The 24,430-nt window shown below is 60.6% G+C and carries 23 protein-coding genes; 3 read left to right on the forward strand and 20 right to left on the reverse strand.

The window, feature by feature from the left end:
- Positions 1–195: 195 nt before the first annotated feature.
- The 18 genes from H567_RS29880 to H567_RS0114635 all read right to left on the reverse strand — a co-directional run bounded on the left by H567_RS29880 (position 196) and on the right by H567_RS0114635 (position 18,303).
- Entirely contained in the window at positions 196–318 is a 123-nt protein-coding gene (locus tag H567_RS29880) for a hypothetical protein (protein ID WP_279614977.1), read from the reverse strand.
- Positions 319–473: 155 nt separating this feature from the next.
- Positions 474–1,808 (reverse strand): S41 family peptidase, encoded by a 1,335-nt coding sequence (locus H567_RS0114555; RefSeq protein ID WP_028321960.1) that lies wholly within the window; start codon positions 1,806–1,808, stop codon positions 474–476.
- Positions 1,809–2,003: 195 nt separating this feature from the next.
- Positions 2,004–3,149, reverse strand: coding sequence for a murein hydrolase activator EnvC family protein (locus tag H567_RS0114560; RefSeq protein WP_028321961.1), 1,146 nt, complete (start codon positions 3,147–3,149; stop codon positions 2,004–2,006).
- Positions 3,146–4,042: a cell division protein FtsX gene (locus H567_RS0114565; RefSeq protein ID WP_028321962.1), complete on the reverse strand. Its 897-nt coding sequence runs from the start codon at positions 4,040–4,042 to the stop codon at positions 3,146–3,148. The genes H567_RS0114560 and H567_RS0114565 overlap by 4 nt, the downstream gene beginning before the upstream one ends.
- Entirely contained in the window at positions 4,039–4,695 is a 657-nt protein-coding gene (gene ftsE / locus H567_RS0114570; protein WP_028321963.1) for a cell division ATP-binding protein FtsE, read from the reverse strand. Before ftsE ends, H567_RS0114565 begins: the two co-directional genes overlap by 4 nt.
- Positions 4,696–4,733: 38 nt before the next feature.
- The gene (locus H567_RS0114575; RefSeq protein WP_028321964.1) at positions 4,734–6,065 is read right to left on the reverse strand and encodes a TolC family protein; all 1,332 of its coding nucleotides are present in this window, start codon (positions 6,063–6,065) and stop codon (positions 4,734–4,736) included.
- Positions 6,066–6,236: 171 nt separating this feature from the next.
- A complete protein-coding gene (ybgF, locus tag H567_RS27345; protein WP_051184917.1) occupies positions 6,237–7,115 on the reverse strand; it encodes a tol-pal system protein YbgF in 879 nt (292 codons plus the stop codon).
- A 349-nt stretch (positions 7,116–7,464) separates the two neighbouring features.
- Positions 7,465–8,019, reverse strand: a complete 555-nt coding sequence (gene pal / locus H567_RS0114585; protein ID WP_028321965.1) for a peptidoglycan-associated lipoprotein Pal — start codon at positions 8,017–8,019, stop codon at positions 7,465–7,467.
- A 573-nt stretch (positions 8,020–8,592) separates the two neighbouring features.
- Positions 8,593–9,927, reverse strand: a complete 1,335-nt coding sequence (gene tolB, locus H567_RS0114590) for a Tol-Pal system beta propeller repeat protein TolB (RefSeq protein WP_084517349.1) — start codon at positions 9,925–9,927, stop codon at positions 8,593–8,595.
- A gap of 26 nt (positions 9,928–9,953) precedes the next feature.
- On the reverse strand, positions 9,954–10,931 hold the full coding sequence (locus H567_RS0114595; protein ID WP_028321967.1) for an energy transducer TonB: 978 nt from the start codon (positions 10,929–10,931) through the stop codon (positions 9,954–9,956).
- 8 nt (positions 10,932–10,939) lie between these two features.
- The gene (tolR, locus tag H567_RS0114600) at positions 10,940–11,344 is read right to left on the reverse strand and encodes a protein TolR (RefSeq protein ID WP_028321968.1); all 405 of its coding nucleotides are present in this window, start codon (positions 11,342–11,344) and stop codon (positions 10,940–10,942) included.
- Between the two features lie 8 nt (positions 11,345–11,352).
- Positions 11,353–12,147, reverse strand: coding sequence for a protein TolQ (gene tolQ, locus H567_RS0114605; RefSeq protein ID WP_028321969.1), 795 nt, complete (start codon positions 12,145–12,147; stop codon positions 11,353–11,355).
- Between the two features lie 468 nt (positions 12,148–12,615).
- Complete coding sequence (mobB, locus tag H567_RS0114610; RefSeq protein WP_028321970.1) at positions 12,616–13,137, reverse strand: molybdopterin-guanine dinucleotide biosynthesis protein B; 522 nt, start codon at positions 13,135–13,137, stop codon at positions 12,616–12,618.
- An 84-nt stretch (positions 13,138–13,221) separates the two neighbouring features.
- Complete coding sequence (gene moaA / locus H567_RS0114615) at positions 13,222–14,220, reverse strand: GTP 3',8-cyclase MoaA (RefSeq protein WP_208598389.1); 999 nt, start codon at positions 14,218–14,220, stop codon at positions 13,222–13,224.
- 11 nt (positions 14,221–14,231) lie between these two features.
- Positions 14,232–14,666: a VOC family protein gene (locus tag H567_RS0114620; RefSeq protein ID WP_028321972.1), complete on the reverse strand. Its 435-nt coding sequence runs from the start codon at positions 14,664–14,666 to the stop codon at positions 14,232–14,234.
- 67 nt (positions 14,667–14,733) lie between these two features.
- The gene (locus H567_RS25130) at positions 14,734–15,114 is read right to left on the reverse strand and encodes a winged helix-turn-helix domain-containing protein (RefSeq protein WP_051184920.1); all 381 of its coding nucleotides are present in this window, start codon (positions 15,112–15,114) and stop codon (positions 14,734–14,736) included.
- Between the two features lies 1 nt (position 15,115).
- A complete protein-coding gene (locus H567_RS0114630) occupies positions 15,116–17,050 on the reverse strand; it encodes a molybdopterin biosynthesis protein (RefSeq protein ID WP_028321973.1) in 1,935 nt (644 codons plus the stop codon).
- Positions 17,051–17,067: 17 nt separating this feature from the next.
- Positions 17,068–18,303: a molybdopterin molybdotransferase MoeA gene (locus tag H567_RS0114635; protein WP_028321974.1), complete on the reverse strand. Its 1,236-nt coding sequence runs from the start codon at positions 18,301–18,303 to the stop codon at positions 17,068–17,070.
- Between the two features lie 375 nt (positions 18,304–18,678).
- Between H567_RS0114635 and H567_RS0114640 the strand changes: the two genes are divergently transcribed.
- Genes H567_RS0114640 through H567_RS0114650 form a run of 3 tightly spaced genes read left to right on the forward strand, consistent with a single transcriptional unit; the run spans position 18,679 to position 20,710 of the window.
- Complete coding sequence (locus H567_RS0114640) at positions 18,679–19,434, forward strand: hypothetical protein (protein WP_028321975.1); 756 nt, start codon at positions 18,679–18,681, stop codon at positions 19,432–19,434.
- 15 nt (positions 19,435–19,449) lie between these two features.
- Complete coding sequence (locus H567_RS0114645) at positions 19,450–20,040, forward strand: GNAT family N-acetyltransferase (protein ID WP_028321976.1); 591 nt, start codon at positions 19,450–19,452, stop codon at positions 20,038–20,040.
- A gap of 4 nt (positions 20,041–20,044) precedes the next feature.
- Positions 20,045–20,710 (forward strand): hypothetical protein, encoded by a 666-nt coding sequence (locus H567_RS0114650; protein ID WP_028321977.1) that lies wholly within the window; start codon positions 20,045–20,047, stop codon positions 20,708–20,710.
- 54 nt (positions 20,711–20,764) lie between these two features.
- Here the strand turns inward: H567_RS0114650 and H567_RS0114655 are convergent, their stop codons facing one another.
- Positions 20,765–21,202: a DMT family transporter gene (locus tag H567_RS0114655; protein ID WP_028321978.1), complete on the reverse strand. Its 438-nt coding sequence runs from the start codon at positions 21,200–21,202 to the stop codon at positions 20,765–20,767.
- Between the two features lie 134 nt (positions 21,203–21,336).
- Positions 21,337–24,429, reverse strand: coding sequence for a DNA polymerase III subunit alpha (locus H567_RS25135; RefSeq protein WP_051184922.1), 3,093 nt, complete (start codon positions 24,427–24,429; stop codon positions 21,337–21,339).
- Position 24,430 lies beyond the last annotated feature (1 nt).

Consider the following 24,430-nt stretch of genomic DNA (forward strand, 5'->3'; position numbering starts at 1 on the left):
CCCGGTAAACCCCTTGTCCCGAAAAACCCATAACGAGAAAGCCACCAGGCCAAGAAAGGCGAGGAAAAGCCCAATGGTCAACGGACGGAATTTTGACCGCTTTGTGCGCTTCCGGGGTTTTCTTTTCGTTCTCCTTTTCGCTCCCAACCAGACACCAGAACCGTGCGCCGATCCACGCGCCCGTCCTCCAACACCCTAGAGAGTTTCCATCCGGAAATGGTCTTTTTGGCCAATCTCGGCGTCAACCTGCACGTTTGCTTGTGCGGCGACCTGCAGGTCGCCTCCGCACAAACGCTTGATTTCCTTGATATTGGCCAAACCGGAACCCGCCGCGAAGCGGTGGGACTGAGCACCCGAAGGGTGTGAAGAAAAATCCTCATTTCCGGATTGGAAACCGAGTCCTACCGCAAAATCATTTCCGTATGATCTAGAGTACCCCTTGGGGCCATGTTTTCCTGCCGGTTCGGACAATATCAGGATGCCGACTTTATCCTGGAAAAAACCTTCCAGCTTTTCAGCAGATCCAAGGCATACCGAACTTGATTGTCTTGTTCAAGGAGGACCTGTGCGGCCTCCTCTCCCGGGTCTTTGGCATCCTTTTCGCCGCCTTCCTCCCCATCAGATTTCTCGGAAGGCAGGTGTCCCTCCAGGTCCTCTTCACGCATCATGAGCGAGATGTCTTCTTTGGCCTTATCCTTCTCAGACCTGACAAAGGGCACTTCCACATCCGGCATGATCCCGCTCGACTGAATCGACCGTCCGCTGGGAGTGTAATATAAAGAAGTGGTCAGCCTCAACCCGGAGCCATCCGAAAGAGGCAGAATGGTCTGGACCGACCCCTTGCCAAAGGTCCTGGTACCCACGACCAGTGCGCGGCCGTTGTCCTGCAACGCCCCGGCCACGATCTCGGCCGCGCTGGCGCTCCCCCCGTTCACCAGCACAGCAACGGGGTACGGCCTCGGGTGACCGTCCCGGTGCGCGCTCGCCTCGATGTTCTGGGAAGAAATCCGCCCCTTGGTCGTCACGATGGATCCGGAATCGAGAAAAAGGTCCGAGACGTCTATGGCCTGGGACAAAAGGCCGCCGGGGTTGTTCCGCAAATCGAGGATAAGCCCTTTCAACTCCCCAGTCTGCTCCAGGCCGTCCAGCGCCTGAGATAGCTCTTCAGCCGTTTTGCTTTGGAACGTGGAAACCCGGGCATAACCGATATCCGGGGTCAGCCTGAAGACCTTGACACTCTTAAGGGGAATGACATCCCTTTTGATGGCGAATTCCAGGGGGGCATCTTCCCCCTCACGGATGATGGTCAAATGGACTTCCGTGCCCCGTGGACCGCGGATCATCTTGACCGCCTCGGTCAGAGTCATATCTTTGGTGAATTTGTCTTCCACTTTAATGATCTTGTCCCCCGCCTGCAATCCGGCGTCGTAGGCCGGGGTTCCCTCGATAGGAGAAACGACGGTCAGCACATCATCTTTCAGGGTGATCTCGATGCCGATCCCCGTAAAACTGCCCTGGGTCTCCTGCATCAACTCCTGATGCTCCTCCCGTGTCATGAAGGAGGAATGGGGATCGAGACTCCCAACCATCCCTTTGATGGCACCATAGATCAGTGTCTGAGCATCCTTCGGTTCCACATAGTTCTGTTCCACCTCGCGCAGGACCTCCGCGAAGATCTCGAGGTTCTTGTAGACATCGTCGGTCCCGGCACGCACAGAGTCATGCCGGCCGTTCAAAAGGAAAAACCCCAGGGTGACCAGACACGCCAACCCAAAATACCTGCCGAATCTTTTCGCAAACTGATGCATTCGTTTCTCCTCGCCCCCGCTGCAGGAGGGGCGCCGCCCATTTGATTCCTCTCCACAGGTCCAGACGAAAACAGGAAGATCTTTCCACCGGCTTAGCCGGGGCAGGGAAAGACCGCTTGCCACAACTTTATCGATCACCCTGCCTACATCTCATACGCCCGGACCTTCGCCCTCAGCTTCAGGCAGAACAAACCGTCATGGCAGACCGAACCATTCACGCGGGTCGAGGTTCTCCGTTCCCGTCCTGATCTCGAAGTAGAGCGGTCCTCCACCTTTGACTGAGCCCAAAACCTCCCCCGCCTCCACCCACTCTCCCGTCTTTCTGCGCCGCTCGGCCAACTGGCCCATAACGGTATAAAATCGGCGTCCGTGATTCATGATAATCATATCACCGTATCCTTTCAGCCTTCCAGAAAAATCAATCCGGCCGGGGAAAACGGCTTTCACCGTGTCCTCGTCCCCACGGATGAAGACGCCCTTGCGCTGATCGAGGTCGTTCTTGCTCAAGAAGTCTCTAGCGGAAACAATCTCTCCGGGCAGAGGAGGCTGCAGACTTCCTCTGGCCCTCTCAAAATCCGAAAAAGCACGTTCTTTCGACGGCGATTCTTCTTCTTCCAGCATCAAAAGCCGATCCTTCATTTCCTTGGCGGCCGCCTCGAGTTCCCTCACGGCCGTCTCGTAAAAATCCTTTTCCTGATGGACCTTCACAAGATCGAGAACCCTGCCCTCCAGCTCTTTCTGCAGCGCAACGGCCTGCTGTTCGAGGGCCTGATACCGCTTCAGGGCATCCTCCAAGCCGGCCTCGAGTTCGGCAATCTTCTGTCTGCCGGCTGAGGACTCTTCCACGAGCCACTGTAATTCCCTCCCGTCACGGCTGACCATCACCTTCAGGTATTTGATCAGATGCAGCAGTTCACGCAGACCCTGGGACGAGAAAATCGTCTTCAGATAACCTTCCCGGGCAAACTTATAAAAGACGGTCAGTCTTCGGGCGAGCTGCGCTCCTATGGCAGCGGCCGCATCCTCCATCCCCGCGAGGGCTTCCTTCCGGGATTCGATTTCCTGCTCCAATGCCCGCTGTTCGCTTTTCAGGCGATCCAGGGCCTTCTCACCGGATCGGACCTCGTCCTGCAGCATGGACAACTCGACCAGCAGGTCTTTTTCACGCAGCTGGGCGGCGTCGAGTTTCTGGGCCTCCTCCGAAAGGTGGGCCTCAATCTGATCGAGCCGGCGCACCGCATTATCCGCCGCCCGGGACATCCCGGGGGAGCCCCAAAGCCAGAAGGCACCCATGACGATCACCACCTGGAAAATCCGGCCGGCGGTTAAAAAACCTCTCATACGTCGAAGAAACGGCTCACAGCGATCAGACTGCCAAAAACCCCTAACAGCATGCTGCCGGCGAAAAGGGCTAACAACAGGTGCGGAGGAACAAACACGACCTCCAGAACCGGGATATCCATCCACCGGATCTCCCTCGCGGAAAGGAGCAGATAGCTCAGATAGAGGATCCCCAGAGACGCGGCCCCGCTCAAAACCCCCTGCACCAGACCCTCGAGGAGGAAGGGCGTCTTGACAAACCAGTCGGTGGCCCCGACCAGTTTCGAGATTTCGATCTCTTCCCGGCGTGAATAAATCGTCAACTTGATGGTATTGACGACGATGAAAAGCACCCCCACCGCCAGAAGCCCTCCGAGCACGGTGCCTCCAATCCTCAGCACGTCAAGCAAAGCGTGAGCCCGCCCGCGCCAATCCTCGCTCAACACGACCTCATCGACACCAGGTACCGCCTCGACACCCCGTTTGAACTCCAGGAGGTCGTCCCCGTCCACCTCCGTCGCCTTGAAAATCACGTCCAAGGCAGTGGGCAGCGGGTTGGGATCAGGCAAATCATCCAGGATTTCCTTCTGATCCCCGAGCGCCCTCCGCAAGATCTGCATCGCCTCCTCGCTCGACACGGTGCGCACGCATTCCGCGCCCTCGAAGGACACGATGAACCCCTCGACCTGCTGTTTTACAGGCTCTCCTGCATCGCTCCGAATATAGACGGAGGCAAAAAGGCTGTCACCCCAACCGCGGACCCAGGTATTCAGATTGACGAAAAGGAGAAGGAAAAAACCGAAGATCAGCAGCGATACCGTCATCGTGCCTATCCCGATCAGCTGCACCATCCGGTTGGCGCGCAAACCGGCCATCGCCTGACGAAACAGATAAACGATCAGATAGATTTTCATGGGTCATCCAAAACGGCACCCCGATCGAGCCTGATCCGTCGATGCCCCATCTCCTCCAGCAGCTCCCGGTTGTGCGTCGCAATGATCACGGTGGTCCCTTTCGCCTGGATCTTGCGCAGAACGTGCATGATTTCAAGCGTCAGATCCCAATCCAGATTGCCGGTTGGCTCATCGGCCAGCAGGATGAGCGGGTCCTTGACGATCGCCCGTGCGATCGCCACCCGCTGCTGTTCACCCCCCGACAGTTCCAGCGGGAACATGGACTCCTTGTCCGCCAGGCCCAATGACCGAAGGGTCTGGTGGGTCTTCTTGCGGATCACTCCCGGGCGCTCGCCGCATACCTCCAGGGCCAGGGCTACATTTTCGAAGACCGTCTTGCCGGGCAGCAGTTTGAAATCCTGGAACACGAAACCGATCTTACGGCGAAGCAGGTCGAGATTCGAGCGGCTGATCCGGCTCAGGTTGATCCCATGGATCAGGATCCCCCCGCTCGTCGGCTTCTCCGATCCGAAAATCAGCCGCAGCAGCGTCGTCTTACCGGCCCCGCTCGGCCCGGTCAAAAAGATGAACTCTCCGGTATTCAGCGTCAGGTTGACATCTTTCAGTGCGACGCAGGCCCCGAAACTCTTGCTCAACCGGAAAAGCTGGATCATGGTGGAACCCTCGGCAGTCTCCGGAAAATACCGTCATTTCACTCAATTCCCATGGCCCGCTGCAGCCGGGCCTTGGCGAGGTTGTGGTTGTACAGGGCCCGGTAGTAGTTGACGCGCGCTTCCGTCAAAAGGGTCTGGGCATCGAGGACCTCGGTAATCGTCGTCACCTCCGCCTTGTAACGCTCCTCGTTAACGCGCAGGTTCTCTTCCGCCTGGCCCAGAGCCTTCTCCGTCGTCGGGATATTCTCCGCCGCGGTGCTGATTTCCAGCATGGCGTTTTTCACTTCCAGACCGATGCCTTCTTCCAGGGACTGCCTGGTGTGCATCAACTCCCTCTGGAGGCTTTCCTTTTCATGGACAGCATAGCGCGTTTTGCCCCACTCCCAGAAGGTCCAGGTCAGACCCGCTGTGATCTGCCAACTGTTTGCGTCATGATAGGGGCTGCCGGACACACCGGGAGAGTCGCCCTCTTTGATGTAGTCATAGCTCAGTACGACATCAGGATAATAGTCGCTCGCGGCGATCCGCTTTTGCTGTTCGACTTGGAGGATATTGGTATCGAGCAGCTTCATCTCCGGGCGGTTCTTCAGCGCCTTGGACACATAGGCAACGAAATCACCCTCCTCCGGGGAATAGGCCAAAATGTCCTGGACCTGCACTGGAAGGGCGACCGGCCTGCCCAAAACATTGTTGAATGCCGCCCGCGCTAGAACGGCTGAATTCCGCGCGCCCACGAGCTTCTGCCTTGCGTTCGCTAGTTCGACCTCCGCCTTCAGCAAATCATTGACCGGGATGATACCGACTTTGTAGAAATTATCCGCGACATTACGGTTCGACTCGAGCGACTGGACGGCCTGTTCGGCAACCAACACCGCCTTGTCGGCGATCAGCACGTTGAAGTACGCTTCCTTGACGCTCAGAATGAGGTCGAGCTTCGCCCTCGCGATGTTCAACTCGGCCTGATCGACTCCCAACTTGGCCAGTTCATAGGCGCTCGTCAAAGCGAAGCCGGTAAAGAGAGGTTGGGTCACCGTTCCTTTCCACTGATAATTATCGACCGTTCCGACATTGATCTCGACTCCCGGCAGAAGATCCGAGCGAAACTGAGGTGCCTCGTTGAAGCGGGTGTAGCCGTAGGTGGTGCTGGCCTTGGGCAAAAACTCCGTACCAGCTTGTTTTTTCGCCATTTCGGCCTGGTATTTCGTCTCCATCGTCGCCCGAAGATCGGGGTTGTTTTCCATCGCCTCCGCAATGCTCCGCTCCAAGGTGTACGGGTCCCGGTCCTGCGCCCATGCAACGCAGCTGCCCCACATCCCCGCACTCGCCAGCATCAGCATCGGGATCAAAAAAAACAACCGATCAAGCCTCATCTTAAGCCTCCAGGTCCTGGAATCGGCAATCCGCTTTCCTCACCGGACGCCTTATCGTTCGACCAAAACCGCTTTCCGCCCCATCCGGCCCATTCCTCGATCTAAACAAACCCGTTCCTTCCCCAGCACAGCGCATATACAAAGGCGCGGCGCGGGGCTTGGAGCGTAGAATCACTTCAGTGTTTCGAGCTTGGATTTTGCGATCTTGGCCTCCGGGGAGTCGGGGTATTTTTTCATGATCTGACGGAGCAGCAGGTGCGAACTCGTCTTGTCGTTGATTTCGTAAAATGCCAAAGCCTGGCGCAACATAGCGCTCGGAACTTTATTGCCGCTCGGGTAATTCTTGATGACTTTCTGATACGCGAGGATAGCCTGTTCGTGCTGCTTCTGAGCCATGTAAGATTCGCCTATCCAGAACTGCGCATTGTCGGCCAGTGAAGACTTCGGGTATTCGGCCAGAAACGAGTCGAACCCCTGGATGGCCTTTTCATACTGCCCAGCCCGGAACTCCGCCAGGACCTGCTCATACAAAACCTGATCGGAGGGAAGGGGCTTGGCCGCCTCAACAACGGCCGGCGCCTTTGCACCCGTATCCGCCGGCGCTGTCTTTTCGGCGGAAGCCGCAGCCGGGGACTCCGATGCCTCTTCCAGATTCAAGTAGCCCTGAACCTGGCGCAAGCCCTTCTCGAGCACCGCCACCCGCCGGCTGAGATCTTCGATGCCGGTGGCTGCCCGGTCTTCCCCAGCGCCCGGCTTGAGAGAGCCGTGCTTGAGAAGGTGTTGGTTTTCCTCCGTCATGCCGCGCAGTTCCTGCAATTCGGTCTTGACCCGCCCGAGATCGGTCATCATGTCCGCCTGCGTAGCGCGGATAGAACCCAATTCATCCTTCTCGACGCGCTCCTGCATCTGGGTCAACTGTTGATCCAATGCAGCCACCCGGTCATTCAGATAAAGGACATCCTGGCTGCTGGCGCATCCCAAAAAGAACGCCGCCATAAGTCCACAAACACAAACCATCTTCCCGCTTTCGATCCAGCCAGATATCACCATGCCTTCTTTACCCCCATCCGACAAATGTCCTTCAAACCCACGGATCGAAGCGAAAGACTCCCTCAGATCCGACGAAAACGAGGGGTGGAGCACAAACCACGGTCCGGCGCCACCCCTCATTCCCAATAAACCAACTGCCGTTTCGGGACAATCAACCTGTCGCCCTACCGGGTTTTCGCACAGGAACAGTCTCGGCCCGAAAACGATCCAAGATCCTTGGAATCGCACACCCGGCATCGCCCGGGCCACTTCTGCAAACCTTATAGGAAGCACCGGATATGGGACTCTGGACCTCCCTGTTTCCGGACTGGAAATCCATCAGCGCCCGAAAACTCGATGCGGAGGAGCACTATTTGCTCAGGCGGAATTCAGCGCGCCGATTCTGGCTCCACGCTCCCTCGCTGTGCCCCGGATCCAGCGGTTTCTCTTCCCCATAGCTGATCGTGGAAATCCGCATATCATCCACGCCGAGCGCCACGAGGTAATCCTTCGTCGTATTGGCACGCCGATCACCCAGTGCAAGGTTGTACTCGTTCGTGCCGCGCTCATCGCAATGACCTTCTACGACCAGACGGTATTCCGTGTTCGACCTCAGCCACTCGGCCTTTTTCTGCAAAATGACTTTGGCTTCAGACCGAAGGTCGGAGCGGTCGAAATCAAAATAGATCCGCTCGTTCTGAAAGGCCTCCACCTGCTGCTGGGCCAACCTCTGTGCCCTTTCGAGTTCCATCATCCGGGCCCGTTCAGCTTCCCTGGCGCGATCTGCACTGTCATCGGCCACCCCGGACTTCACGCCTGTGGCGTCAGAAACCGCAACCTGCTTCTTCGCGCAGGACACGGTAAACAAAAGCGCCACACCCAACACCAAACATAACATGATTTCGAACAACCGTTTCGAAAACATTGCGACTCTACCTCCCTAAAATTTCCGTGTGAGACACTCCCGGCCATCCATTCGGCCGGTCTTCAAATCCGAACTTATTCGCCGGCCCTGAAACGGTTCGCACCATTTCCCAAGGCACCAGCTGGTTCCAATGGTTCACTTCTAGCACGTTGACCCATGCATTTCAAGGGTCTACACATCCCTCCCTTCATAAGTCGGCCCCTCACATTGCATCGTGCTCCAAAGCCTCGAAAAAGTCCGAAAGGTTCTGGATGGGTGCCACGTCAGTATCCAAGCTGAAAACATCTCCTCACGGTAAGCCGCACTCATCCGGAAACGGTTTTTTCACCTTTGCTCCAACGCCAACTGGTGTTTTCGCCTGTCTGGTCATCTTGGAGAACATCTCCAACACGCGGATAGATCTCCCAGAAACCACCAGGAACCCCGTCTATATTTGTGGATCAAAGTTCGGCTGTGCAGTGACGCGTGCTTTCGAATGGGCACCAACGAAAAGGACCGGCCGCGGTCTCCTCCCGCTTTAAGGATAAACCAGCCCCGTATACAAACTGTAAAACACAAAGACAAAGGTTAAGGCTAAGGGGCCCACGACGGCGCCGTCTGTTCACCCGCGCCGGAGGTAAGCCTCTTTTGGTTCTGACCGTTTGCAGTCATCATATATATCTGATAGCGCCCGGTACGGTTCGAGCTGAACGCCAAATAGCGCCCGTCCGGAGACCAGCAGGGATCCTCGTTGTTTCCCTGGCCGTCCGTCAAACGCATCAGCCGCCTTCCGTCCGGGTCGATGGCAAAGATATCGAAATTCCCGTCCTGCATGGACACATAAGCAATACGGTCGAGAGCGGACCACGAGGGTGACGTATTGTATCTGCCTTCAAACGTAATCCGCTCCTCCGAGCCGGAGCGGAGGTCCTTCACGTAAATTTGCGGTGATCCCGACCGATTCGATACGAAAGCGATCCGGCTGCCGTCAGGGGAAAAGGTCGGCGAAACGTCGATGCCCCAGTGGTTCGTAAGCTGCCTGATGTTTTTCCCCTTCGGATCGATCAGATAGATATCCGGACTTCCTTTGCCGCTGCGGGTCAGGGCGATGCTCCGGCCATCCGGGGCCCACCCGGCCCCGATGTTCAGGCCGGCATCACCCGAGATTCGTCTGACAGCCCCTCCGGGCCACTCTTTGAGATAAAGCTTAGGGCCGCCGCCGTCTTTGTAAGAGGTGAAAAGGATATTTCCTCCGTCGGGAGACCACCGCGGAAGAAGCGCGATGCTCTTGTCACGGGTGATCTGAACCGGGTTATAGCCGTCGAAGTCGCATACGTAGATTTCCTTGTTCCCGGTCGCCGTTCCGACGAAGGCCAACTTGCTCTGAAATATCCCTTCGTTCCCGGTAAGGAGTTTGATGATCTCGCCCGCCAAACGGTGAACGAGATACCGGTGGCCGGCAGCCCGGCCCGTCATCCGCTTCCCCAAAATTTGGCGACCGGAGAAGACATCGTAGAGCTTTACGTCGATCTCGAGTTCGTCCCCCTCAAGACGGTATCCACCTTTGAGAAGAAGCTCTGCACCAATAACGGACCAGTTCTTGAACTGCGTCACATCCAGGTTCCCGGCATCCCCCGGCGCCTCGAGAAAGGCGCCTTTGTCCATCGGCTCGAAGAATCCGCTCAAATCGAGATCATTGGACATGATGCTGTCCAGTGGATCCGTAAAAACACCCTTTGGCGCCTCACCTCCCAGATTGAGGAAATCGGGAATGGCGATCTTGAATCGCGGCGTGGAAGGCGCGTTGATATCAATATAAAAACGGGCGGAAGCATCCGCGGAAAAAGGGAACAGCACCACACCCGGAAAAAGCAACACACCGACTGCAACAACCGCCAACAGCCGGCTCAACGGAAAAACAAAAGACATCCTGCTAACCCCTTACCGAGCAAAAATTACATCCCCTCGAATTCACTCAGATTAAACGTGATTTCAAACTCCCCGATGGGCCGATTGAACCCCTCTGGAAACGGCGGCAACGGATCGGAACGCTCGACCGCCTTCAGCACCGATTGATCGAACACTGGGTTTTTCGAAGGCTCCTTCAACATGACATCCAAAACCGTCCCGTCATTCTTGACCTTCACCAGCACGACCGCCATCAGGTCCTTCCGCTGATCGGGCTCCGTCAGTGCGACGGGGTAAGACCAGTTGCTCTTGATCCAACTCGTCACCTCCATTTCATAGATGCGCAGGGAAATTCCCTGCACCGGTCCGCCACCGCCAGCAGAACCCCCCTCCCCGCTTCCGCCCCCGCTGGTCCGCAGGCGCTCCTCCAGACGGGCGACGGCGCTGTCGATCAGGTTTTCATCCCGGGCGGCGGCCTTTTTCGCGTCCCGCCTCGCACGCTCCGCCGCCTCGCGCTTCGCACGCTCCGCCTCCTCCCTCTGCCTTCTCTCCGCCGCCTGCTTTTCGATCTTGGAAAGCGCCTCGTCGACACGCTTTGCAAGGCTCGCCTCCGGAGGCTTGTCCGCTTTGACCGGTTTTTCGATCGTCCGCTTGGCGATTGGAACGACCTTTTCCGGTGCCTTTTTCACCGGGGCGATCTTCTTCACTGCCGGCGGCTGGGGGGGCAGAGGTTTAGGCGCAACCAACGGCTTGGAGGCGGCTGGTTTCGGGGCGGCGGCCTTCGGCAATGCCGCCGGCTCACCCTTGCCCGCCTTCGGCGCCTTGTCCGGAGAACCGAGCCGGTTCGGCAAATCCACCAGGCTCACCTCGTAAACCGTGCCTTTGATATCGCGCGTAGGCATCGCACCCGGAACGAGCAGGAGCACTGCAAATGCGCACACATGGAGCAGGGCGGATATCAGCAGCATCGACGGCCAATTCGGCTGCATCGCCCCCGCAGCCCGCCCGCGCATCACCCAGGACATTCCGGGCCTCACTCAAGTGGTTCGGTTACCATACCGAGTTTGTCGATCCCCGCCGCCTTGACCCGCGCGATGACCTGCATGACAAAGCCGTAGGACACGTCACGGTCGGCGCGGAGGAGCACCTCTTTATCCCGTCGGTTCTCGAAGATCTTGCTGATCTTGGTTTCCAGACCTTCCATCGGCATCTCGTGGTCTTCGAAAAGGATCTTCTGGTCTTTCTGAATGGTGATGATCAGCGGATCCTCCTTCGTCTTGATGGGGCGGGCATCGGTCTTCGGCAGATTGACATCGACCCCCTGCATGAGCATGGGTGTCGTAACCATGAAAATGATCAAGAGCACCAGCATGACGTCCACCAGGGGGGTGACATTGATCTCCGACATGAACTTTTTTTGATCGCCGATGTGTCCCATCCCACCCTCTATCGCACCGGCCGCCCGATGGTCTGGCGCTTGAGCAGCTGCCTTTCGACCATGCTCAGAAAATCGGCGGTAAAGATATCCATATCCACCCTCAACGCTGAAACCCGGCGGTTGAAGGCATTGAAGGCCACGACCGCAGGAATCGCAGCGGCCAGTCCTGCCGCTGTCGCCACCAGCGCCTCGGAGATCCCGGGCGCAACAACGGCGAGATTGGCTGCCCCTTTCAGACCGATGGAGTGGAATGACTCCATGATACCCCAAACCGTTCCGAAAAGTCCCACAAAAGGCGCCGCATTTCCTGTCGTCGCCAGAAAACCGAGGGAATCCTCGAATCGGTTCACCTGCTCGATCACCTCTTTTTCCAGGGCCCGATTCAGGTTGTCCATCATGGTTTGCTTGGACCAGACAAGAGATCCGGAATCAGCGACGTGCCCCTCTTCAGCGGCCAGTGAGAGTTCGATCTTTTTCAGCCGGTTGAATTCCGCATATCCGGATCTGAACAGGCGTGCCACCGGACTGAAGCCGTAGCTCTCGGCCGCCATGAATATCTTTTTGAGCTCCAGGCCCTCCTTGAACAGGTCCAGAAAACTTTCCGTTTCCTTGCGGGCCTTGCGCAGAAGGCGTGCCTTTATCAGGATGATGGCCCATGAAACAACCGAGAAGACCAGCAAAATCAGCAACACCAGCTTGACCATCAGACCGGCGCTGAGCACCATATGAAGGATATCCCCCCCAGGGGCACCCGCCGCGAAAACGACGGCGGGCCCTTGGGCAACGAGCGGAACCTGGATCATTTTCTCTCCCCGGCCGAACTCCGGCCAAACGTTCCCGGCAGGCGGTTCTTTTCAGCCTGCCGACCAAACCTCTTCGAAACACCCTGCGGAGTTGGAGACCCGCTCTCCGCTGCACCCGCATCAGGATACACGAAAGCCTCCCGTACATGAACGTTTCCATGTTCACACTGGAGGAGGCTCTAAACACATAACCCTATATGTTATTTTTCTATATCTAAAGATACAAGAAAAATCTCCCGTACCGAAAAAGATCCTTATCCAAATCCCATCCGGAAATGATTTCCCGGTAGAACCCAGTTTCCCATCCGGAAATGAGGATTTTTATTTACACGCTTCGCGGCGGGTCCCGGTTTGGCCAACATCAATAAAATTAGGCGTTTGCGCGAAGGCGATCTGCGGGTCGCCGCACAAGCAAACGTCCAGATTGACACCGAGATGGGCCAAAAAGACCATTTCCGGATGGAAACTCTATTTGCGTGGGGTAAGTTCGAAAAAGGCCGCCAGGAACTGCGCCACACCACCCGCATCCTCCAGGCCGAAGCGCGGCACGCCCAGGTCCAGCGGCAGATCGCTCACCAGAGCGATCAGGTGGCGGTCGTTCGCACAAAGCGGTTTGAACCCCGCAGAAAGAGGCCGAAACACCTCGATCTTCTTCTCAGCCTCGTGCTTGTAACCCTCGGCCAGAACGAGGTCGACATTTCTGAAGAAAGGGAGCAATTCATCCAGGGTGTAATCATGGTCCACATCCTGCACCATCCCGATCCGCACCGGGGAGGATACGAGCGTCGCCGCGGCGCCCGCCTGTTTGTGGCGCCAGCTGTCCTTTCCGGCGCGGTCCATCTCGAATCCGCTCTTGTGGTGTTTGACGGTCCCAACACGCAGACCGGACTTCACCAGGACCGGTATCAGCTTTTCGATGAAGGTCGTCTTTCCGGTATCCGACCAGCCGACAAATGCAACCACCGGCGGCGCCGCGATCGTTTCGGGCATCGTCGTATCAACACTCCTTTCGAACAGGGTGCGGCCCTCGGGATGGCTGTGCGGATTTCGAGGGCAGGATTACGCTGGGGTTGATTATCCGCCGATTCGGGACATCTGACGCAGGCAGGCCTCAGGACGCACCCGCTGCAGCCCGTGCCCTTTGGGCTTGTTTTTGATCGCCAGCCTGATGAGGTCGAGGAGTTCCTCGTCCGAGCCGCCCTGCCGCAACGGGGCCTTGAGGGACACCTCGGCGTCGGAGAAAAGGCAGGTCCTCAGCTGTCCGTCCGCGGTGAGGCGCAGGCGGTTGCAGCGCTCGCAGAAGTGGTCGCTCAGGGCGCTGATTAAACCGATTTGACCGGCCCCTTCGACCACCCGGTAACACCGCGCAGGGCCGTCGAGCATCCCGGCCTCCAGCGGCTCCAGCCGGCCGAACTGCGAAATGGTCTCGTAAATCTCCTTCGACGAGACGAACTGGGCCGGATCCCAGCTGTTGGCAGCACCAACCGGCATGTACTCGATGAAGCGGATCTGATAGGGACGCTCCTTGGCCAGCCGAAAAAAATCCCCGATCTCGTCATCGTTCACACCCCGCATCATCACCACGTTGATCTTGATCGGATCGAACCCAAGGCTCTCGGCCAGATGAATCCCGGCGACAACGTCTTCGAACCGGTCCCGCCGTGTGATCCGCGCGAAACGCTCCGGCTTGAGGGAGTCGAGGCTGATGTTGAGTCGGCTGACGCCGCTCTTCTTGAGTTGCGCGGCGAATTCCTTCAGGAGCACCCCATTGGTCGTCAGGGTCACCTCTTCCAGCCCAGGCATTTGGTGAAGCCTGCCCAGCAGGTCCACGGAATCCTTCCGGACCAGCGGTTCGCCGCCGGTGATGCGGACTTTCCGGATCCCGCCCTGGACGAAGACCCCGATCAACCGGAGCATTTCTTCGTAAGAAAGGATCTCGTCGTGCGGCATCACCGGAACACCGCCCTCGGGCATGCAGTAGCAGCAGCGCAGATTGCACCGGTCCGTTATCGAAACACGCAGATAGTTGATCGTACGAGCGGTCGGAATAGAGACTAGTTGACTGGACATCATATACCCTCGGTCTATTTCTTCAATTCATCCCATTTGTAGTCGATCACTTCGAGCAGAACGTTGTTCATCTTTTTGGGATGAACGAAGGCGAATTCGCAGTCCCGGAAAGGCCTTGCCACCTCCCCGTCCGGGGTGGGAATGAAGGGGTAATCCTTCGATTGAAGCTCCTCGACGGCCTTGCGGGTGTCGTCCACGTTCAGGCTCACAAGCATCACCCCCTCGCCGTGCTTGTCGATCCACTTGGCCACCGGGCCATCCGGCGTCGTCGACTCCATCAACTCGAAACCCACTTCGCCGACCCAATACCGCGCCACGCGGATCTTCTCCGGCTCATCGACGTAGGCATCGTCCGGTCCGCTCTTGCCGAGAACCGGCTCCCAAACCTTTTTAGCCGCGTCCAGATCCCGGACGGCGATACAAATATGATCCAGCTTGTTGACCTTCATCATCTCCTCCTGACCGGGGACGTTCAAAACCGAGCGCCCAGTCCGCATATGGCGCGAAGCTCCCCCCTCAGCTCGGCGCCTGGCCCCTGAACAGCTTCGAAAACATCCGGTTTTCTTCGGCGATGCACTGCTCTTTCAGGACCCGGTACTTTTCCAAGAGTTCCCGTCCGGCATCGGTCAGATGCGTCCCTTCTTTGCGGTCGGTGTGCACGATGCGCCGCCCCAGCGTCTTTTCGGTCGCCTTGATCTTGCCCCAGACCGCCTTGTAGGACATCTTCATGAGCTTGGCCGTCTGGTTGATGGACCCGGTCTTGTCGATCGTTTCGAGGATTTCTCTCCGGCCTTCGCCCATGATGATACGATCGTTTTCATCGACGATCCAAAGCCGCGTCTTCAAGCGCAGGGCTTCGGCGCCCTTGCTGTCCGGCTGTGCTTTACGTTCCTCCACCTCAACCCACCTCCTGCCAGAGTTCACCGCTTCGAGAGGGGTCGTAGCCCCCCATCGCCGTGACACGCCGTCGAAAATCCCCGGACCGCATCGTTTCGAGCGCCATCCGGACCGCCTCGGACTCGAGCGCCTCGCGCAGCACCACGACATCGTACTGCTCCCGCACAACGGGGATAAAATCGAGGTCCAGCGCCTTGGCGGCGGCGAAGATCCCCATCCCGCAATCCGCCACCCCGCTCACGACATCCACGGCCACTGCCGTGTGCGTGAATTCCTCCTGATCATACCCCCTGACGCCGGCAGAATCAATACCGGCCGATTGGAGGCTGTAATCGAGGAGAACCCGCGTTCCCGAACCGGCCTGCCGATTGACGAACAGGACGTCCGGCCGCGTCAAATCCTGAAGGCCCTCGATCCCCTTGGGGTTGCCCTTGGCGACCATCAGTCCCTGATCCCTCAAGGCGAGGTGAAAGACGCTCACCGGCACTTCCTTCAAGTAGCGCTCGATGTAGGGCAAATTGTACCGGCCGGATTCCACATCCAGGAGATGCGAACCGGCCATGTGGCACGACCCCTTCTTGAGGGCCAGCAACCCCCCCACACTTCCCACATTCCCCGAAACGATCCGGGCCGGGAGGCCCAGCCGGCGGAGTTCGTCGGCCAGGATGTCGATGGTCATGTCGTGGCTTCCGATCATCACCACCGTCCGGCTCAACTCTTCACGGTCCACGAGGAGCATCGCCTCCACCGTCTCCTTACGGGAGATCCCCTCCGTCAGAAGAGGCACCCTGATCAGGCCCTCGGCCCGGGTCAGACTCGTGATGGACCCGGCCGCCCTCGGCAGCGGCACGGCGACATAACGGCCGCCTACCTGGCCGATATTGACGCGGAGAAACTCCTCGACCCCCGGTTTCGAAGGGATATCTCTCACCGGCGTAACCGCCACGGTCTGCCCCGCCGGCAAGCGACGCCCCTGCAGACGGTAGAGGAGCGGTTTGACGAAATGCTCGAAGGAAAGGACGGACGAGACGGCGTACCCGGGGTTTCCTACAACGGGTCTGCCGCCGACATCGGCCAGGATCGTCGGCTTCCCCGGCATCATCGCCACGCCGTGGACCAGGATCTCGCCCATCGAACCGATGGCGTGCGCGGTGAAGTCCTTGCTGCCGGCGGAGGATCCTGCATTGACTATCACCACTTGGGGGTTCAGATCAAGGGCCATCTGGAGCGCCTGACGGACGCGGTCCTCCTGATCCGGCGCCACCGGACAGATCACGGCCTCGCCGCCGCACTCCTCGACCAGAGCCGAGAGAAGATGCGCGTTGGACTCCACGATCTGCGTGCCCTCTGGCGCATCGATCCTCCGGGCCTCCTCGAAAGGAACGATCTCGGTGCCTGTCGGGATGATCGCGACCAGCGGGCGGCGCCGGACCAGCAGTTCGAAGACCCCGGCGCTGATCAGCGCACCGATGTCACAGGGCCGGATACGGTGATCCTGCGTAAAGAGCAACTGGCTGGCGACGACGTCCTCGCCCACCTTGCGCACGTTCTGCCACGGGTAGGCGGAGGCCCTGATCTCGATCCGGTCCGCGTCCAGGGTGTGGATCTTTTCGATCATGATGACGGCGTTGAACCCCGCCGGCATGGGCTGGCCCGTGTTGATCCAGACGGCCTCCTTTCCGATCTCGAGCCGGCGCGGCCGCGTTTCGGTCGCCCCGTAAGTATCCGCGGCACGGACCGCCGCCCCGTCCATGGCCGCCGAGTGGTAAGTCGGCACGGACCAGCGGGCGAAGACCGGCTCGGCGGTGATCCTTCCCAGAGCCTCGCTCACCTCGACTCGCTCGGCCTCCGTTCGCCTGCCGCGGCCGAAACGCTCGAGAAAGAGGCCTTGCGCCTCTTCGATGGTCTTCATGTCCAGATAGACGTTTCTCTTCAAGCCCCGATCTCCTTCCGTCACTCGAGCAGCGTGACACGCACGGTCTCCCCCTGATAAAGCCCCTCGGTGTGCAAACCGATCTTCACGAGCCCGTCGGCACGGATCAGCGTGGATATGAGGCCGGATTTCCCGAAAACGGGCTCGGCCGCCAGGGTTCCTGCGTCGTCGAAAAGCCTGACGCGGACGTAATCTTCTCGGCCCGTGACGGATTCGATGTTGCGCGCCAGGCGGGCCGAGACCTCCTTCGGCCGCTCCTCAGCCTCTGCGGCCACCCCGGAAAGCCTTCCGAGCAGCGGGCGCAGAAAAACCTCCGCCACCACCAGCGCCGAGGCGACATGCCCGGGCAGCCCCACGAAAGGCTTGCCGCCGCAACGGCCGAGAATGGTCGGTTTGCCCGGGCTGATGGAGACCCCGTGGACAAGCAGTTCGAACCCGGGCAGGGCCTCCAGGACGGAAAGGGTCAAGTCGCGCATGCCGACCGAACTGCCCCCCGATACCCAGACGGTGTCGCAAAGCCCCAGGGCCTCCGTCATCTTGCCCTCGAGGGCCTCGAACCGGTCCGGACAGATCCCGAAATGCTGCGGCTCCGCACCGTGGCGGAGGCAGAAGGCCTCCAGCGTATAGCGGTTGATGTCTCTCACCTGGCCGGGAGACGGCAGCGCATCAGAGGGGACGATCTCATCGCCCGTCGAAATGATCCCGACCACCGGACGCCGGTGGACCGAAACCTCCGCGCAACCGAAACCGGCCAGTGCCCCGATCTCCTGCATGCGCAGGCGCACGCCCTTCGGGATCACCAGCACGCCCTTCCTGAAATCGTCTCCCGGCTGGATGACATTCTCAAGGGGCGCGATCGGCCGTGAAACCTCCAGGGTCGTTTCGTCCAGCAGCTCCGCATACTCCACCATGACCACCCCGTCGGCACCGTCGGGCAGCATGCCGCCCGTGGCAATCCGCACGGCCTCCTGCTCCCCCACCTTGACCTTGGGAGCAGCGCCCATACGAACCTCTCCAGCCAGATTCAGAAGGGCCGGGAGTCCCTCGGAAGCCCCGAAGGTGTCTCTGGCCCGGACGGCAAACCCGTCCATCGCAGATTTGAAAAAGGCCGGCAGGTCTTCCGGGGCAAGGAAATCCCGCCTAAGTACGCGGCCAAAGGCCTTGTCGACCGGCAGGCTTTCCTCATCCAAAGGATCGAAGGCGTTGATCAGGGCTACGACTTCGGCAGTCGTTTTCAGCTTGAAAAAAGACTCCATGCACAAAGGCTCCAGATCGAATCCGCCCGCCGATCGAACCCTGCAGCCCACACGGCTCCACGGAATAAACATCTCAAAGGGCGGACCAAATTTCGATGTTCGATTATGTCATAAAAAACATAGCGCTTCAAACAGAAAAACCCCCGCGATCCTTTTACAGAATCCGCATGGATAAAAGCCTTCCCTGCAGGGTTGCCATTCGGACTCTGCTGTGGCATGATCCATTCGAGAGCCTCTCGGGCATGTAGACAGAGGCGGGGATGGACAGTCCGCCGCTTGAGACGCCGACTTCTTAGATATCGGCAGGGGTTTTTCATGCCCGGACAAAAAGTTCAGGGTGCTGAATCACCATTTCCGGAGGATCACGAGGAAGACATGCAGCCTGCTACGCCGGATCTCAAAGGCAAACGCACCGGCCCCTACAGAAAGTTCATTTACTGGCTTACGCCGGAGGATACAGCCCGCTTGAGGGAGGACCTCACCGCCCAAGGCATCAAGGTGAAGGCCGCCAAAGGCGTCGTCTGCACCCCGTTCGACTCCTTCAATCGAATCAGCACCGTCGCGCCCGAGGTCTGGGATGACACCTGCAAACGCGCCGGCGCGTGGTACCACACTTCCGACAAGGACGGTCTTCACGCGGTCGTGAGCGCCGCAGCCCTGCCCGGCTATGAAGACCGTCTCGCTTCGGTCATCACCGAATCGGACTTCGCTCCGCCCCGCTTGGCCGACAAGGAGGACAAGCGCGCCCTTCTCGAAGACCCCATGCTGAAGGCGCGGATGCCCCCGGCCTGGCTCAACGTCCTGCCGCGCGAGGAAGCGATCTATCTCCGCTGGGCGCACCGCATGGGCTCGGAGGAACCCCACTTCAACGCGCTCTTCCTCACCCACACAGCCAATCACGCCAACTTCATCCATCCGCGCTGCTTCGTCGAGGAAGCAGGGCGGATCGTTCCCTATTCCATCGACCGCACGGCCCACCTGTGCTCCTGCTGCCTCGAGATCTACCAGATCCTCGGGGGTGCCTACCCCGTCAAACAGGTGGCGCCCTGCCCCGGGGCGGCCCTCTTCGCCCGCCTCCAGCCCGACCGCTACCTCCTCGTACGCTCCGGGGCCGCAGCGGCGGACGACTGAAAGGACGCCGCGGCCATGACAGCGTCGAGCGGACCCCGCGCATCGATCGACCAAAAATACCCCAAGGAGATTCTCCTGCCGGACGGGCGGGAAGTGCTCATCCGCCCTCCCGGCAAGGCGGACGCCGAAGGGCTGCTCGGGCTTTTTCAAAGGCTGCCGCTCATCGAGCGCTGGTGTTTCGGTGAAAATCCCTGCGAACGGGGCGTCGTGGAAGGCTGGATCGATCGGCATCTGGAGGGTCGCACATTCGGCATTCTAGCCCTTTGTGAAGACGAAGTGGTGGGATTCGGCACCATTTTACGCCCCGGCTACGGCGGCCGCCGCCACACAAGCACCCTGCAACTCGCGGTCCTGCCCACGTTTCGAAAGCTCGGCCTGTGCACATGGATGACCCTGGACCTGATTCGCCGGGCCATGGAGTTCGACATCGAGACCCTCCGCGCGGACCTCGTGATGGGGCTCGAAAACGACGTGATCGAGGCGCTCGGCCAGTGCGCCTTCGTCGAACGGTGTGTCGTCGAGGACGGCTTCAGGTGCCCGGACGGGATGTGCTACGTCACGGTGGTGATGACGAGAACGCTCTATCCGACCTGGGGCGATTTTTGAGCCGATGAGCCGCTTCCCGCCACAGGTCACCCGCCTGCAGACCCCTAGAGGCCCCGTCGACATCCAATCGTTCTGCCCGCCCGAGATGATCGGGCCCTTGGATTTCGACCCCTCGCTCAAACGGTACACCGCCTACAAACCGCTCCTCTCGGACAAGGAGGCCCTGCTTGCAGCCGCCTCGAACGAGGAGCAGAACGTCACGCTCGCCTGCACGGAAGCAGGCGGCATCGTGGGTGTGGCCCTGCTGGAATATCCCTCGAAGGAGGAGCGCTGGACCCGGGTCGGCGAGCGGATCATGATGGAGGTCGCCGTGATCGAGGTCGGCGCCGCCTGGCGCTCCGCCGGCATCGCGCGGGAGATGCTGCGCGCCCTCGTCGATCACCCCCTGAAGGAAAACCGCATCTTTTATATGGTCGGGTACTCCTGGACCTGGGACCTCGAAGGCACGGGGCTCACCGCCATCCGTTATCGCGAGATGCTGATCGGGCTGTTCTCAGCCTTCGGTTTCAGGACCTTTCAGACCAACGAACCCAACGTCCTGCTCCGGCCCGAGAACCTCTTCATGGCGCGCATCGGCGGACAGGTCCCCGAAGCGGTGCAGAAACGCTTCAAATGGGTCCGCTTCGATATGGATCGCTATATGGAAGACACCGGGTGGAAAGGCGCATGACAGGCGGTTCGAAGACCTGATTCCGCTCCGCGCCGCAACGGGAAGGACGTCCGCCTACCGCTTGAAGAGCAGCAGGGCGCCCAGCATGAGGAGCAGCACCCCCGCCATGCGCCGGAGGTCGAAGGGGATCCCTTTGAACCCGAACCAACCGTAGTGGTCCAGGATCAGCCCCGTGGTCAACTGCGCCGCGATCGTCGCCCCCATGGCGGCGGCCGTCCCGATTCGGGGAACAGCGACGATCGTCAGGGTCACGAACATAGCCCCCAGAAACCCGCCCGTCAACTCCCACCACACGGCGTCGTAAATCCCCTTCAGGCTCCCGCGCCCCGTCACGAGCACCACGGCCAGGAGGGCCAGGGTTCCGACGGCGAAGGATATGCAAGAACTCTCGAGGAACCCCACCTTCTGGGCGAGGCGGGCGTTGATGGAGGGCTGGAGCGCCACGGCCATGCCGCCGGCGAACATCAGTGCGAACAGAACGAAATGGGACATGGGATCGTTTCCTCCCGTCGGAGTATCTGTGTTTGTCCACCGGACCCGCCAGGCGGCTGGCCGCCCGGACCGGTGTCGAAATCCCATGATAGCCATTATTGGATGTTTTTCCAGGAAAAATCCGCCGGCGGGCCTCAGGACGTACCGGCCGATCTTTGCGCCGCCCCCTTCTCGTGCGGGCGTCCGCGCCCCGTTTGCGCGTCCAGGAAGCCGATCCAGCGCACGTTCAGGCTCAATGCCCCGCCGTCGTCCTCCACCCGGCCCTTGAGGACATAGGGCCGCGCCGCCTCCAGCAGGTGGCAATACCGGTCGTAGACCCGCGGGAAAAAGACCGCCTCGTAGATCCCGGTGGGGTCCTCGAAACTCACGAACTTCATGGCCTCCCCGCCCCGCGTGTGCACGGTCTTGCCCGTCACCCACCACCCGACGGCCGTGACCTCACATCCCACGCAACGCCGCAGGTCCCGGGCCCAGACCGGCCGCAGCCGCACGAGGGCATCCCGGTAGCACGCGATGGGATGGACCGAGAGGTAAAAACCGAGGGTCTCGGCCTCCTGCCGCAGCCGGTCGGCGCGGCAAAGCGGCTCCCCGCGGCCCGACGGGCGCATCGGAGCCGGGTCGGGACGGTCGAAGAGGCCCGGGCACCTCCGGCTTCGATCGCGGGCGAAAAAGCCCAAGGCCTGCCAGACGAGGGCCGGGCGGGCGGCCTCCCCCTCCAGGCGGTCGAAGCAGCCCGCCTTGATCAGGATGCGCGCGTCCTGGAGCGTGATCCGCCCCCGCATGCGCCCCAGGAAGGACTCGAAGGACCGGAAAGGCCCGTTCTTGCCCCGCTCCTCCAGGACGGCCGCGGCGCACTCCGCGGAAAGGGCCTTCAGCTGCATCAGCCCCACCCGCACATCCCGCCCGCCGCCGGTGTAGGCCGACGCGCTCGCGTCGATGTCCGGCGGCAAGACCCGCAGCCCCATGCGCCGCGCCTCGGAGAGGTACCCGAAGGTGTTGTAGTAGCCCCCGCCGTTCGAGATCACCGCGGCCATGAACTCGGCCGGGTAACGGGCCCGCAGCCAAGCCGACTTGTAGGCCACGAGCGTGTAGCTCGCCGAGTGGGGCTTGCAGAAGCTGTAGCCGTCGAAGCCCATCATCATGCGCCAGACCTCCTCGACGGTCTCCCGCCCCACGCCCCGCCGTGCGGCGCCGGCGCAGAACCGCGCGTAGAAGTCCTTGAGCTTTTTCTCGCGGTGCTTCTTGCTCACGACCTTGCGGAGGGTGTCCGCCTCCCCGGCCTCGAACCCGGCCAGGTGGATCGCCGCCAGGCTCAGCTGCTCCTGGAAGACCATCACCCCGAGCGTCTCCTCCAGAACGGGGCGCAGCAGTGGATGGGCCGGCTCCCACGGCGCGCCGTGCAGGCGCTCCACCCAGGTGTGGATGCTCTGGTTGGAGGCCGGTCGGATGATGGAGGTGACCACCACGTTCAGATGGAAATGGTCCATCCGCCGGTACGCCTCGAAATCGACCCCCCGGCTGACCTGGGTCAGGACCCGCCGGGTCGCCGGGCTCTCGAAGTAGAAGACCCCGAAGGTGTCGGCCCGATGGAAGATACGGACGGCCGCGGGGTCGTCGAGCGGGTCGAGTTCGTCATAGGCCGGCACCCGGCCCGGGTGGTTCTCCGACGCCATGGCGAGGGCGTCCCGGATCACCGCCAGGCTCCGGTTGCCGAGGATGTCGATCTTCACCAGCCCTGCATCCTCCACCGCGTCCTTTTCCCACTGGAGGACCGGCACCCCCTTGGCCGATATCTCCACCGGACAGTAGCGGCGGATGTCGTCCGGCACCACCACCATCCCGCCGCAATGGGTGGACAGGTGGTTGAAATGCCCTTCCAATTTGACAGCGGCGTCCAGGATCTCCCCCCACGGCTCCTTGAAATCGAAGCCGCGCATCCGGGGGTGCGTCCGGAGTTCCGCCCCCATCTTGCCGAGCCGCCACCCGTAGCCGATCCTGCCGGTCACGCGGGCGATCTCGCCCTCCGTCAGGCCGAACACCTTGGCCACCTCGCGCACCGCCGCCCGCGCCCCGAAGGTGTTCTGGTTGGCCACCATGGCCGCCCGGCGGTGGCCGTAACGCGCAAAGGCCTCGTCCATCACCTGCTCCCGCTCGTCCCAGGCGAAATCCACGTCGATGTCGGGCGGATCCAGACGCCCCGGGTTCAGAAACCGCTCGAAGAGGAGGTTGTGCCGCACGGGATCCACGTGCGTAATCCCCAGGGCATAGGCCACGAGGGAGGCCGCAGCGCTGCCGCGCCCGCAGGAGTAGCGGACCTTGCGGGTCATTTCCGCCACCACCAGGAAATAATGGGCAAAGTTCTTGGCGCGGATGATCTCCATCTCGTGGTCGAGACGCCTGCGAACGGTCTCGGTGAGCGGACCGCAGCGCCGCCGGCACCCCTCCAGGGCCGTCTGGTAGAGGCGGTCGAAGGCCTCCCGGTCGCCCATCCCCGCAAAGCGGGGAAAGATGATCCGGTTGAACTCCCACGCCGTCAGACAGCCGTCCGCAACGCGCAGGGTATTGGCGACGGCCGCCGGGGCATGTGGGAACTGATCGATCATGGCCGACGGGGGCTGGAGAAAATCCGCCTCCTTGCAAACGGCCGCCGGCGTCAGGCGCGAGAGGGTGCTGTTTTCGGCGATGGCCCGGAGGATGCGGTGCAGGGGGAAATCCCCGCGCTCCACGAGAAAGACCCGGCTCGTCGCCACGGGCGGCAGGCCGCTCCCGCGGGCGAAGGCATAGGCCCGGGCCATCCCGTACCCGGGCGACATCTCGACGAACAAATCGTCCCGGCTGTCCCTCCGCAGCGCCTTCAGGAGGCGGATGTCGTCCGAGAGGACCGTCAGGCCGCGGCGCCTTTCCCGCAGGACCTGGATGAGGTCGAAATCCGGGTCGCAGTGACGAGCCGAGATCATTGCGGAAAGGTTGGCGTAGCCCGCCTCGTCCTTGACCAGCAGCACCGCCCGGCGCCCCCCGTGCACGAGTTCGCTCCCGGCGATGGGCGTGATCCCTTGCTCCCGCGCCGCCTGGAGGAAGGGGACCAGGCCGTAGAGACCATTGGTGTCGGTCAGGGCCAGCCGCCGCATGCCCAGGGCCGCCGCGGCGCTGCAGAGCCGTTCGACCGTGCCGATCCCCCAGCCCTTCGAAAAATGGGAGTGGACATGCAGATGGACGAAATCCTTCATG

This window comes from Desulfatiglans anilini DSM 4660 (assembly GCF_000422285.1).
Taxonomy (GTDB): Bacteria; Desulfobacterota; DSM-4660; order Desulfatiglandales; family Desulfatiglandaceae; genus Desulfatiglans; species Desulfatiglans anilini.

Coding starts and splice junctions, on each gene's coding strand:
- H567_RS0114655 (WP_028321978.1), bottom strand. CDS start 21,202: ATGTCCCATTTCGTTCTGTTCGCACTGATGTTCGCCGGCGGCATGGCC.
- H567_RS0114640 (WP_028321975.1), top strand. CDS start 18,679: ATGCAGCCTGCTACGCCGGATCTCAAAGGCAAACGCACCGGCCCCTAC.
- H567_RS0114575 (WP_028321964.1), bottom strand. CDS start 6,065: ATGAGGCTTGATCGGTTGTTTTTTTTGATCCCGATGCTGATGCTGGCG.
- H567_RS25135 (WP_051184922.1), bottom strand. CDS start 24,429: ATGAAGGATTTCGTCCATCTGCATGTCCACTCCCATTTTTCGAAGGGC.
- H567_RS0114645 (WP_028321976.1), top strand. CDS start 19,450: ATGACAGCGTCGAGCGGACCCCGCGCATCGATCGACCAAAAATACCCC.
- ybgF (WP_051184917.1), bottom strand. CDS start 7,115: ATGGTGATATCTGGCTGGATCGAAAGCGGGAAGATGGTTTGTGTTTGT.
- H567_RS0114560 (WP_028321961.1), bottom strand. CDS start 3,149: ATGAGAGGTTTTTTAACCGCCGGCCGGATTTTCCAGGTGGTGATCGTC.
- moaA (WP_208598389.1), bottom strand. CDS start 14,220: ATGATGTCCAGTCAACTAGTCTCTATTCCGACCGCTCGTACGATCAAC.
- ftsE (WP_028321963.1), bottom strand. CDS start 4,695: ATGATCCAGCTTTTCCGGTTGAGCAAGAGTTTCGGGGCCTGCGTCGCA.
- H567_RS0114635 (WP_028321974.1), bottom strand. CDS start 18,303: ATGGAGTCTTTTTTCAAGCTGAAAACGACTGCCGAAGTCGTAGCCCTG.
- tolQ (WP_028321969.1), bottom strand. CDS start 12,147: ATGATCCAGGTTCCGCTCGTTGCCCAAGGGCCCGCCGTCGTTTTCGCG.
- tolR (WP_028321968.1), bottom strand. CDS start 11,344: ATGGGACACATCGGCGATCAAAAAAAGTTCATGTCGGAGATCAATGTC.
- H567_RS0114650 (WP_028321977.1), top strand. CDS start 20,045: ATGAGCCGCTTCCCGCCACAGGTCACCCGCCTGCAGACCCCTAGAGGC.
- H567_RS0114620 (WP_028321972.1), bottom strand. CDS start 14,666: ATGAAGGTCAACAAGCTGGATCATATTTGTATCGCCGTCCGGGATCTG.
- mobB (WP_028321970.1), bottom strand. CDS start 13,137: ATGCCCGAAACGATCGCGGCGCCGCCGGTGGTTGCATTTGTCGGCTGG.
- H567_RS0114595 (WP_028321967.1), bottom strand. CDS start 10,931: ATGTCCTGGGTGATGCGCGGGCGGGCTGCGGGGGCGATGCAGCCGAAT.
- H567_RS0114565 (WP_028321962.1), bottom strand. CDS start 4,042: ATGAAAATCTATCTGATCGTTTATCTGTTTCGTCAGGCGATGGCCGGT.
- tolB (WP_084517349.1), bottom strand. CDS start 9,927: ATGTCTTTTGTTTTTCCGTTGAGCCGGCTGTTGGCGGTTGTTGCAGTC.
- pal (WP_028321965.1), bottom strand. CDS start 8,019: ATGTTTTCGAAACGGTTGTTCGAAATCATGTTATGTTTGGTGTTGGGT.
- H567_RS0114555 (WP_028321960.1), bottom strand. CDS start 1,808: ATGCATCAGTTTGCGAAAAGATTCGGCAGGTATTTTGGGTTGGCGTGT.